General features: G+C 63.3%; 10 protein-coding genes and 1 pseudogene. 6 read left to right on the forward strand and 5 right to left on the reverse strand.

Translation table 11 applies throughout. The annotated features are described in order from the left end of the window. Positions 1–75: 75 nt before the first annotated feature. From ACFMO5_RS09270 to otsB, 3 genes are read left to right on the forward strand one after another with little or no spacing between them, the layout of a single operon-like run. Entirely contained in the window at positions 76–1,395 is a 1,320-nt protein-coding gene (locus tag ACFMO5_RS09270) for a glycosyltransferase family 4 protein (protein ID WP_376792469.1), read from the forward strand. Continuing rightward, complete coding sequence (locus ACFMO5_RS09275) at positions 1,392–2,771, forward strand: trehalose-6-phosphate synthase (protein WP_376792470.1); 1,380 nt, start codon at positions 1,392–1,394, stop codon at positions 2,769–2,771. The genes ACFMO5_RS09270 and ACFMO5_RS09275 overlap by 4 nt, the downstream gene beginning before the upstream one ends. Then, the gene (gene otsB, locus ACFMO5_RS09280) at positions 2,768–3,571 is read left to right on the forward strand and encodes a trehalose-phosphatase (RefSeq protein ID WP_376792471.1); all 804 of its coding nucleotides are present in this window, start codon (positions 2,768–2,770) and stop codon (positions 3,569–3,571) included. The genes ACFMO5_RS09275 and otsB overlap by 4 nt, the downstream gene beginning before the upstream one ends. Before the next feature lie 85 nt (positions 3,572–3,656). On the opposite strand, the gene ACFMO5_RS09285 is transcribed toward otsB, so the two are convergent. From ACFMO5_RS09285 to ACFMO5_RS09295, 3 genes are read right to left on the reverse strand one after another with little or no spacing between them, the layout of a single operon-like run. Next, a complete protein-coding gene (locus tag ACFMO5_RS09285; RefSeq protein ID WP_376792472.1) occupies positions 3,657–4,004 on the reverse strand; it encodes a cupin domain-containing protein in 348 nt (115 codons plus the stop codon). Between the two features lie 31 nt (positions 4,005–4,035). Then, complete coding sequence (locus ACFMO5_RS09290) at positions 4,036–4,725, reverse strand: nucleotidyl transferase AbiEii/AbiGii toxin family protein (protein ID WP_376792473.1); 690 nt, start codon at positions 4,723–4,725, stop codon at positions 4,036–4,038. Next, positions 4,712–4,948, reverse strand: coding sequence for a hypothetical protein (locus tag ACFMO5_RS09295; protein ID WP_376792474.1), 237 nt, complete (start codon positions 4,946–4,948; stop codon positions 4,712–4,714). Before ACFMO5_RS09295 ends, ACFMO5_RS09290 begins: the two co-directional genes overlap by 14 nt. Positions 4,949–5,284: 336 nt before the next feature. Between ACFMO5_RS09295 and ACFMO5_RS09300 the strand changes: the two genes are divergently transcribed. Further along, positions 5,285–6,760: a DNRLRE domain-containing protein gene (locus ACFMO5_RS09300; protein ID WP_376792475.1), complete on the forward strand. Its 1,476-nt coding sequence runs from the start codon at positions 5,285–5,287 to the stop codon at positions 6,758–6,760. Between the two features lie 9 nt (positions 6,761–6,769). Here ACFMO5_RS09300 and ACFMO5_RS09305 read toward each other — a convergent pair whose 3' ends face one another. Then, a complete protein-coding gene (locus ACFMO5_RS09305; RefSeq protein WP_376792476.1) occupies positions 6,770–7,138 on the reverse strand; it encodes a nucleotidyltransferase domain-containing protein in 369 nt (122 codons plus the stop codon). After that, positions 7,074–7,603 (reverse strand): annotated as a pseudogene (locus tag ACFMO5_RS09310) (HEPN domain-containing protein). Before ACFMO5_RS09310 ends, ACFMO5_RS09305 begins: the two are co-directional and overlap by 65 nt. A 346-nt stretch (positions 7,604–7,949) precedes the next feature. On the opposite strand from ACFMO5_RS09310, the gene ACFMO5_RS09315 reads away from it, so the two are divergent. Together ACFMO5_RS09315 and ACFMO5_RS09320 are read left to right on the forward strand one after the other, a co-directional pair. After that, positions 7,950–8,954, forward strand: a complete 1,005-nt coding sequence (locus tag ACFMO5_RS09315; RefSeq protein WP_376792477.1) for a GHMP kinase — start codon at positions 7,950–7,952, stop codon at positions 8,952–8,954. A 4-nt stretch (positions 8,955–8,958) separates the two neighbouring features. Further along, positions 8,959–9,591, forward strand: coding sequence for an SIS domain-containing protein (locus tag ACFMO5_RS09320; RefSeq protein ID WP_376792478.1), 633 nt, complete (start codon positions 8,959–8,961; stop codon positions 9,589–9,591). Positions 9,592–9,594 lie beyond the last annotated feature (3 nt).

Consider the following 9,594-nt stretch of genomic DNA (forward strand, 5'->3'; position numbering starts at 1 on the left):
TATTCACTAAACAAGTTGATTATATGCACCTTGCCTGACGGTTTGAAAAAGATGCCTGAAGGCCAGAGGACATGGGTGGATGACCGGCAAGCCCGGAACCCCCGCGTGGCCCTCATCCATTACACCGCACCTCCAGTCGTCGGCGGGGTGGAAGCCGTGCTGGCCGAACATGCCCGGCTGTTCATCGCCGCTGGATATCCCACGTATATCGTGGTCGGGCGCGGCGGCGCCGCGGGCCTGCCGAAGGGGGCAAGCATCCGCATCATCCCGGAAATCGATTCGGAGCCTCCGGCCAATCAGGCCCTGATGGCCCAGCTCCTTGCCTCTCCGCCCGCCGAGTTCGGGGGCGGCGAACTCCCCTCAGGGTTTTGGGCGCTGTCCGGAAAGATCGAAACGGCGCTGGCCCAGGCCCTTGAATCCGTCGATGTGGTCATCGCCCATAACGTGATGACCATGCACTTCAATCTGGCCCTGACGGCCGCGCTGCACCGTTTGAAAGACAAGGGCGTGGTGCGGCACCTGGTGGTCTGGTGCCACGATGTATCACGGTATGTGAACCCCACCTCAGGCGCGCCGCAGCGCTTCGGACCCCCATGGGATCTGCTGCGCACCTTCCGGCCGGACTTCCGCTACGTGGCGGTCTCCCCGCAGCGCCAGCGCCTGCTGGCCGACATCCTCGGCTGCCCCCGCGAGCGCATCCGCGTCATCCCGAACGGAGTGGATCCGGCGGCCCTGCTGGGGCTTTCGGATGTGGGGCGGCACCTGGCCGACGCGTTCGGCCTGCTGTCCGCGGATTTGGTGCTCTTGATGCCCGTCCGCATCACCCGCGCGAAGAACGTCGAGTACGCCCTGCGCGTGACGGCCGCCCTTAAGGCCGCCGGGGTCCGCCCCCGGCTGGTGGTGACCGGCCCCCCCGACCCCCACGCGCGGGACATCGAAGCCTATTGCGACGAACTGCGGGGGCTGCGCCGTGCGCTGGATTTGGAGGAAGAAGCGATCTTCATCTACGAGGGGACATCGCGGCTCCCGCGCCCCTTGTTGCTTGATCCGTCCCACGTGGCCGAACTGTACCGGATCTGCGACCTGGTGCTGATGCCGAGCCACCGCGAAGGCTTTGGGATGCCGGTGCTGGAAGCCGGGTTGGTGGACAAACCCATCTTCGCGACATGGATGCCGGTGATGGAAGGGTTGGACGAAGGCATGTACCATCGGATAGCGCCGGACGAGCCGCCGGAGCACGTGGCGGCCCGTATATTGGAGTGGGCGGAGCAGGATCCGTCCCACCGCCTCCGCCGGCGGGTGCGACAGGCCTACACGTGGTCGACCGTTTTCGCGCGCCTCATCGAGCCGTTGCTTGCGGAGCTGATGGCAACCTCCGCTGAGGGGGCCGCATGAAGCGATCCGGCCGGCTGGTGCTGGTATCCAACCGGGGGCCATATCGCCTGTCCCTCACCCGAGGCGGCGTGAAAGCGGAGCGAACGGTGGGCGGGCTGGTCACCTCGCTGCTGCCCCTGATGGAGAAAACAGGCGGGATCTGGATCGCGTGGGGCGATCCGGCAGGGCGGTATGCGCTCCCGGTGCGCCATCCGCGCTTCGAGCTGCGCCATCTCCCGTTGACATCGGAGGAGGTGCGGCTGTTTTATCTGGGGTTCTCAAACAACGCGCTCTGGCCGCTGTGCCACTATTTTCTGGGCCGGGTGCGTTACGACCGCGCCGAGTGGGAGATGTACGAGCAGGTCAATCAGCGGTTCGCGCAGGCCGTGCTGGAGGAGGCCGGGGACGAGGATGCGATTTGGGTGCACGATTACCATTTGGCCCGCGTCCCCTTGTTCCTCCGCAGGCAGCGGCCGAAGGCCCGGATCCTCTTCTTCTGGCACATCCCCTTCCCGGCCGTCGATGTGTTCCGCACCCTCCCCTGGCGCCGGCCCATCTTGGAGGGCCTCTTGGCCTGCGACCTCCTCGGCTTCCACATCCCCGAATACGCCCGGAATTTTATCGAAACGGTGGAGGAGCTCCTCGGCGCCCGCGCCGACGGCGAAACCGTTCACTACGCCGGACGCGCGACGCGCGTCCTCGCCCGCCCCATCGGGATCGACTTCGCGGCCGTCGACCGCGTGGCCCGCTCCCGAAGGACGGAACAGCGCGTGCAGAAGCTGCGCGAGACGCTGGGGCCCGGCGCGTTGATCGTCGGGGTCGAACGCCTGGATTACACCAAAGGCATTATCGAACGCCTGCGGGGCGTGGAGCATCTCCTCGACCATGAGCCGGAATGGCGTGGCAGGTTCAGCCTGATCCAGATCGTCACGCCTTCGCGGTTGGACGTGGAAGCCTACCGGCAGAAGAAGCGTGAGATTGACGAAATCGTCGGGCGCATCAACGGGCGCTTCAGCGACGGCCTCTGGATCCCGATCCGCTACTTGCACCGCGCCTTCCCGTCCTCCGAGCTGGTCGCCTACTATCGCACCGCCGACATCGCCCTGGTTACGCCGCTGCGCGACGGGCTGAACCTGGTGGCGAAAGAATACGTGGCCGCGCGCATCCACGAGGATGGCGTGCTCATCCTGAGCGAGTTCGCGGGGGTGGCCTACCAGCTTCCCGAGGCGCTGATCACCAACCCTTACAGCGCGGAGGAGATGGCCGCCGCGCTCAAGCAGGCCTTGCAGATGCCGAAGCCCGAACAGCGCCGCCGGATGAAGGCGATGCGCGACCGCCTCCGGGCGGAGGACATCTGGTGGTGGGCCGCCGAGTTCCTGGAGGGGTTCGAACGGTGAGGGGATCGGAGATCCTGATGCGTATCCTGGGGCATCTCCAGGCCGGGGGACGCCTGGTGCTGTTCCTGGACTACGACGGCACGCTGGTGCCGATCGCCCGCACCCCCGCCGAGGCGCAGCCGGACGGCGAGCTGCTGGGCCTGTTGGCCGACCTCGCGCGCGCCCCGACTTTCGACCCCATCCTCCTCAGCGGGCGCCCGCTGGCCGCGTTGGAAGCCATGCTGCCCGTGCCTGGGCTCACGCTGGCTGGAACTTACGGGGTGGAAATCCGCCGCGGGGGAAGGACCATCGTGCGGGGCGCGGACCCGGCGCAGGTTCGCCATGTTGTGGAGCAGGTAAAAGCGGAGTGGGAGTGCCTCACCTGGGGACGCAGCGGGTTTCTGTTGGAGGACAAAGGGTTGGCGATCGCGCTCCACGCGCGCTGGGCTGAACCGGCCGAGGCCGACCTCGTGCTGGAGGCGGCGCGGGCTGTTGTAATGCCCCTGCTTCTCCCCCATCACTTCCGCATATTGACCGGCGACCGCTTCTTAGAAGTGGCGCCGGCCGCTGCCCACAAGGGCCAGGCGGTGGACTGGGTGCTTGATCAGATCCGCAATCCCAACGCCCTGCCTGTCTACTTCGGCGACGACGACAAGGATGAGGAGGCCTTCGCCGTTGTCCGCCGCCGGGGCGGGATCCCGATCGGGGTGGGAGAGCGGTTCCCGCTAAGGTCTGCGCTGGGGCACCTTCCCTCGCCTGAGGACGTGCGCGTTTGGCTGCGGAGGTTTTTGCGGGGCAGTGAAATAGATGTGCAAGATTGACGCCTGGCGCGTAACGCCTCATAAAGGCCGATTTCCAATCGGCACAAATCACGACGCCTCGCTGGCGCGAACCTCCCACCATATCTCATCCGGACGTGCTCGACTCCTCCGGATGAGGGATCACACAAATAAAGCGCAAGGGGCCGGGGCCGGTGTTGCGGTAGCCGTGGGGCTCGTTTGGAGGGATGTAGAGGGCCACGCCGGGCCGCATGGGAACTTCCCCCTCCGGCCCCTCGGCAACTCCTTCTCCCTCCAAGACGAAAATCTCGTGCTCGTAAGGGTGCTGATGAGGAGGGAAGATGGCCCCTGGGGCGAATTCGATGACCCGCATCGCGAAATGGGGCGCCCCCTGGGGCTTCCCAATCACCCAGCGGATGGTGATCCCCTCCCCGACCGCTTCGGCTGGAACGTCACGGTAATCGCGATAAAGCATAACTCCTCCTCTTCGGTTGCAGGAAGCGGGCTTATGATTGTCCCTGATCTGGTCGAGTGATCCGGCTCATCAGGTCCATCGCCAGCCTTTGAAACGAACGCTTGATCTCCGGAGGATCGAGAGGCAGGATCATTTTCACCGGCCAACCGTCGGCGTGATCCGGAAAGCCGGCGGCCCGATTCAACGCGACGGCAAACCAGTAAAGGTCAAAGCCGGGATCCTTTCGAGATGCCAGCTCCAACAACCTCTCCACTGGTTCTCGTTGAAGGATGAAAAATAAATCCACCGCATCCCGCGGTTCAGCCCGACCATAATAGGCCAGCAGCTTGTCCACCGCCAGATCCAGCCAACCGTTCACCTGGACACCGTATTCGGAGAGGACGGTCGGCGCCAGGCGATATGGCGAATCCAAAGCCAGTTCTACCCGCAGTGTCTCTTCCCCATCCGCAACGAGCAGTTCCACCAATGAAGCGAACCGACGCACAACGGAAATTTGCAGCCCCTCGGCCGCAGCCATAGCTTCTACCTGTCGGGAGATCGGCAGGATCAGCTGCCCCTCCGTTGTGAAGAAATCCAGATCAAACGAAATCCGGTGACCGATATAGAATTCAGCCAGCGCGGTTCCACCGGTTAAATAAAACTGGTCCTGGTCGGGCAGGTTGGCCCAGAGGGCCAAGAATCGTCTTTGCAGAGGCTGGAGCAAGCCTTTACCTTTCAACATAGCGCTGTTCCAGGAACATCTTCCAGAAGGCATAAAGGTCGGGTGGAAGATCGAGATCGTCCAACAAAGCCTCCACCTCATCGAGATCCAGGGCTCGGATGTCCTCCGCTCGCCCATGCAATAGAACCTGGCGGATATACCACCGACGTTGAAAAGGATCGGATAAATCGATGGAGTCGGTGCTCCAAACGATATGGCGAGGGGGGCGAATGCGAGCGTTCATTGGATTCTCCGAATATGTTAGCGATGCGCGCTCGTTATCTATGTTACTCCTCCGATCTGAATGCACAACTATTGTAAACCCCCTCTGGATCGCCGCCAGGGCTTTTCAGTAGTCATATCGTTCGGGCCAAGCAACCGGCCCTACCCTATGGATTTCTCCTCCCCACGGCCCTTTGAGCCGTACGGATGACCCATGTGACGCGGCCGAAGTCTGCTTGACCGTTCGGTGACCACCGGTTAGAATTTGGTTTGCGTGGTTTGATAATCGTTGGATACGGCCTCTTTAAGCCGAGCTCATGCGGCCGTGCATCGTCCAGTAACCGGATTGGAGGGTGTCATGCGCGGATCCATTGCGGGTGTGCTTCTGCTCGCGCTGATTCTGAGCGCTGGGGAAGGAGGGAGATCCGAGGAACAGATGACCGGGTGGCCGGCAGGTCAAACGCTCTCCCCCGTAATCTCCTCTGCCTCAGGCAGCACGTTCACCGTTTATCTCCCAGCGGTCTTTCGGAACTGGGGTCCTTCCCTAGGCCGCCAGGTGAACGCCCCTCGCCTGAGCGGTCCGCTCGGCAACGAGTTCCCCCGGATGGCCATCTTCTGGTTCGGGAAAGTGACTCCAACGGCCAATTACGCGGATGTCCGCGTGGCCTACACGGACTCAGAGTTGATCGTTTACGTGGCGGTCATTGACCGTCGCCTGTGGTTTACGACCTCCCCCTCCCCTGCCACGCTCACCGCCTGGGATGCGGTGACCGTGCTGCTCCATCTGGACGGCAACGTCGGGAGCGCGCCCACGGGTTCCAGTTATCGTTTCGTGGGGGGATTAAGCAACGCTGACACCTCCGGGCGCTATCAGGCGGCTTATCGAGGCACGGGCTCCGGCTGGGCTCTGGCGTCGATCCCGTTCACCGCGGTAGCGGGTTGGCGGGGTGAACGGCTGAACGACGATGGGGATGATCGGGGCTGGGCGATGACTTTCCGCATCCCCTTCGCCAGCCTGGGCCGCTCCGGCCCACCCCCCGAGGGAACGATTTGGGGGCTGGGCCTGATGATCCACGATCGGGACGATGCCGCAGGCGCTCCGATCCCAGCGACCCCGTGGCCGGAACGGATGAACCCGGATGCCCCATCCACGTGGGGCCGCTTGCGTTTCGGCCTGCCGGGTTATACGCCGCCCCCGGCCCGGCCGGCGGGCACGGTCACGGTCCGCCACCGCCTTAACGGCGCGGTGGTGAAGGACGCCGCCGTTGGCGGTTACACCGTGTGCGGAGAAGGACGGGATCTCTGGACCCAATGGGGGGAAACCTCAGAGGGGTTTTACAACCCGGAGCGGAGCGACTTCAACATCCAGAACCAGATCGATATCGCGGACTGGCCGTGCTTTTCGAGATACTATGTCACCTTCCCCTTGGAGGCAGTGCCGCGCGGCAAGGTGATCCTATCCGCCACGCTGACCCTCCACCTGGTGGGGAACGCCGGGCCGAATCCCCCGCCCTCGTGGATCCAGGTGCTCACGGTAAGTCAGGATTGGGACGATCAGAATCTCACCTGGAACAATGCGCCGCTGGCCGTGGAAAACATTGGAGGAACGTGGGTCTACCCGGTGACGAGCTGGCCGGGGTGGCCCGGGGTCCCTTACCGCTGGGATGTGACTTATGCCGTGGCCCAGGCATACGCGGCCGGCCAGCCCCTGCGCCTGGCCATGTATTCCGCCGACGCTGGGTATCACAGCGGCAAATACTTCGTGTCCTCGGATACGGGCGACTGGAACGAAACAGGGCGGCCGACCCTCATGGTTGTGTGGGGGGAACCGTAGCGGACATTTTCACGCCAGGTGGATGCCTTCCCGGGCGACGGCACCCGCAACGCCGCGCCCGCTTCGCTTGCCTTCCTCCAGCTGCCGGGTGGATTGCACGAATATCTCCACCGGAACCGGTGCGTCCGGGGAGCTTTCCAACGCCTGATCCCGAACCTTCTCCCGAAGCTTTGGATCCTCGGAAGCGATCTCGACCACGAGATCTGCATCGCTCCGAGGGGTAGCCCGACCGGTTGCGAAGGATCCGAATAAATACACGGCCACCACCTCGCTGCATCGATCCCTCAGCTGTTTGGCACAACGGGGCAGAGCTTCAAGAACGGCTTCCCGATCGATGAGCCTGCTGCTGGCAAAATTTGTAAATGCGCTGCGCGCCATGAATGGCCTCCTGGGCTTCCGGCGCAGTGTAATAATCCTGTGGCGTCCCCACGTCGAATCCGTTTGGATACCGGGAGGGAATGTAATGCTTATCCAGACGCTGAACCATCCGGATCAAATCCTCCGGAACTAGAACCCAATGCCCGGCATCCTTCAACAAATGGGTGATGGGATGTCCCCACCCTTCCCCTCCCAGGACGAGAAGCGATCCTTCCACGGCCTTTTCGGCCGCTTGATGGCTGCAAAGCAAGCCCACTCGTAACCCCCATCCTCTAGAGCATGCCGGGCATGGTTCAGATCATGGAAAGCCTGAGCCAGCCAATCGAGCGCGCGGTTTGCCATTCTGATCCTCCTGGCCTCCCTTTCCCGCAATCTCATGGCCGAAAGCATCCGAGCCAGCCCCAACCGATCATCTGCTTCTCCCATCCCCCTGTAGCTCCCAGGTCCGGAAGCGGGGAGGACCATCCACCTTCCTCCCTAGTCCCCGCCGTCCAGCATCTTGGTGAACCTCGCCTGGCCAAAATCTCCTTTCTGAATGTAGCGATTCCGTTCAGAGCTGCACAAAGGGGCGGAAGGGCTCCATCCCCCTCGATCTCTCCTCCCCACGGCCCAAAGGCTACAGAGAGATCTAAGTCTTTTTGGGGGCAGCGTGGCACGCCAAAGGAATGCCCTACTGCCAGAACGGAGCTCTCGTTTCCCGGCCCGCCTTCCTCCGGGAGGAACGTTTTCCTAACCATCTATTTATCCTCACCCAACCCCTCCCCCTTATCTTGAAAGCCGTACAAGATCGCTTCCCGGAGACCCATGACCTATGCTGCTCATCGCCCGCGCGCCGGTCCGGATCAGCTTCGCCGGAGGAGGTACCGATCTTCCCGCCTATTTCACACGCTATGGCGGTCAGGTGCTCAGCGCCACCCTGAACCGTTACGTTTACACCATCTTATCCCCAGCGCCCCGGGCAGCCCACTTGATCTCGGCGAACTACAGCCTGTTCCATCAATACGCGCCGGACCGGGATGCGATGTGGGATGGGAACCTCTCCCTGCCCCGGGCCATTCTGGAGGCCTTTGGGAACCCTGGCGGAATCGATCTCTTCATCGCCGCCCAAGTTCCTCCAGGCACCGGCCTGGGTTCCTCAGGAAGCCTGGCGGTTGCGATGATCGCTGCCCTGGCGGCCTGGAGCGGCTGGTCCCTTTCGCGGGCGGAGATCGCCGAGCTGGCCTGTCAGATCGAGATCGAGCGCCTGGGGATGCCGGTGGGTAAGCAGGATCAATACGCAGCGGCCTTCGGAGGCCTGAACCGGATCCGGTTCGAGGCGGGCGGGGTGGCCGTGGAGCGGGTTCCGATCGCCCCGGAAGTCCGTCAGGCGTTGGAGCGCCGGCTGCGGCTGTTCTACACCGGGCAAGCCCGCCCTTCCTCGACCATTCTGAAAACCCAGCAGCGAGCGACGGCGGAAGAGGACCCGCAGGTGCTGCGGCGGCTCCATTTATTGAAAGCCCTGGCGGAGGACATGGAGGAACGGCTGACGGTAGGGGACCTCGATGGCTTTGGGCGCTTGCTCCACGAGGCCTGGGCTCTGAAGCGAGGGCTGGCCGCTTCGATCTCCAACGATTTCATCGACCGGTGCTATGCCGCCGCGCGGGAGGCAGGGGCGATCGGCGGCAAGATCACGGGCGCCGGAGGGGGCGGCTTTCTCCTTCTTTACTGTCCAGAACACGCCATGGAAGCCGTCACGAAGGCGATGACGGACATGGAGCTGAAACCGATGGATGTGGCCTTCGACGATCAGGGCGTGCAGGTCTTCCGGGTGGAATGAGACCATGTGGACTCAATGGATCGAGGAGTATTTCGACGGCATCCATCGCGCGCTGACCGCGTTGCCCCACGATACGCTGCTTCAAGTCATCGCTCAGATCGAGACCACGGCACGGGATGGCCATACGATCTTTCTCTGCGGGAACGGAGGCAGCGCCGCCACGGCGTCCCATTTCGCCTGCGACTTGGCGAAAGGCACCCGGCGGCCCAGCGCACCCATGGTACGCGTCGTGGCCCTTACCGATAACATCCCCCTGCTCACCGCCTGGGCGAATGACACCGAGTATCGCTACGTGTTCGCCGAGCAGCTCCGCCCGTTGGTGCGGCCCGGGGATCTATTGATCGCCATCAGCGGGAGCGGGAACTCCCCCAACGTCCTGGAGGCGGTCCGCGTTGCCCGTGAGGCCGGGGCGTTCACCATCGGCCTCACGGGTTTTCAAGGCGGGAAGCTGCGGGAGCTGGTGGATCTCTGCTTGATTGTCCCCAACACCTGCATGGAACAGATCGAGGATATCCATTTGATCCTTCAACACACCATCACCACGGTGCTGCGGCGGACGTGGGAGAACACGTGGACCGCGGTGCCGATCCTACATGAGGAGCCTTTGCCGGATGCGCGCCGTGTTCCTGGATCGTGATGG

The sequence above is a fragment of the Thermoflexus sp. genome (assembly GCF_042408365.1).
Lineage (GTDB): Bacteria > Chloroflexota > Anaerolineae > Thermoflexales > Thermoflexaceae > Thermoflexus.

Excerpts from the sequence above, each read along its gene's own strand:
- ACFMO5_RS09275 (WP_376792470.1), top strand. The coding sequence starts at position 1,392 with ATGAAGCGATCCGGCCGGCTGGTGCTGGTATCCAACCGGGGGCCATAT.
- ACFMO5_RS09285 (WP_376792472.1), bottom strand. The coding sequence starts at position 4,004 with ATGCTTTATCGCGATTACCGTGACGTTCCAGCCGAAGCGGTCGGGGAG.
- ACFMO5_RS09290 (WP_376792473.1), bottom strand. The coding sequence starts at position 4,725 with ATGTTGAAAGGTAAAGGCTTGCTCCAGCCTCTGCAAAGACGATTCTTG.
- ACFMO5_RS09295 (WP_376792474.1), bottom strand. The coding sequence starts at position 4,948 with ATGAACGCTCGCATTCGCCCCCCTCGCCATATCGTTTGGAGCACCGAC.
- ACFMO5_RS09300 (WP_376792475.1), top strand. The coding sequence starts at position 5,285 with ATGCGCGGATCCATTGCGGGTGTGCTTCTGCTCGCGCTGATTCTGAGC.
- ACFMO5_RS09305 (WP_376792476.1), bottom strand. The coding sequence starts at position 7,138 with ATGGCGCGCAGCGCATTTACAAATTTTGCCAGCAGCAGGCTCATCGAT.
- ACFMO5_RS09315 (WP_376792477.1), top strand. The coding sequence starts at position 7,950 with ATGCTGCTCATCGCCCGCGCGCCGGTCCGGATCAGCTTCGCCGGAGGA.
- ACFMO5_RS09320 (WP_376792478.1), top strand. The coding sequence starts at position 8,959 with ATGTGGACTCAATGGATCGAGGAGTATTTCGACGGCATCCATCGCGCG.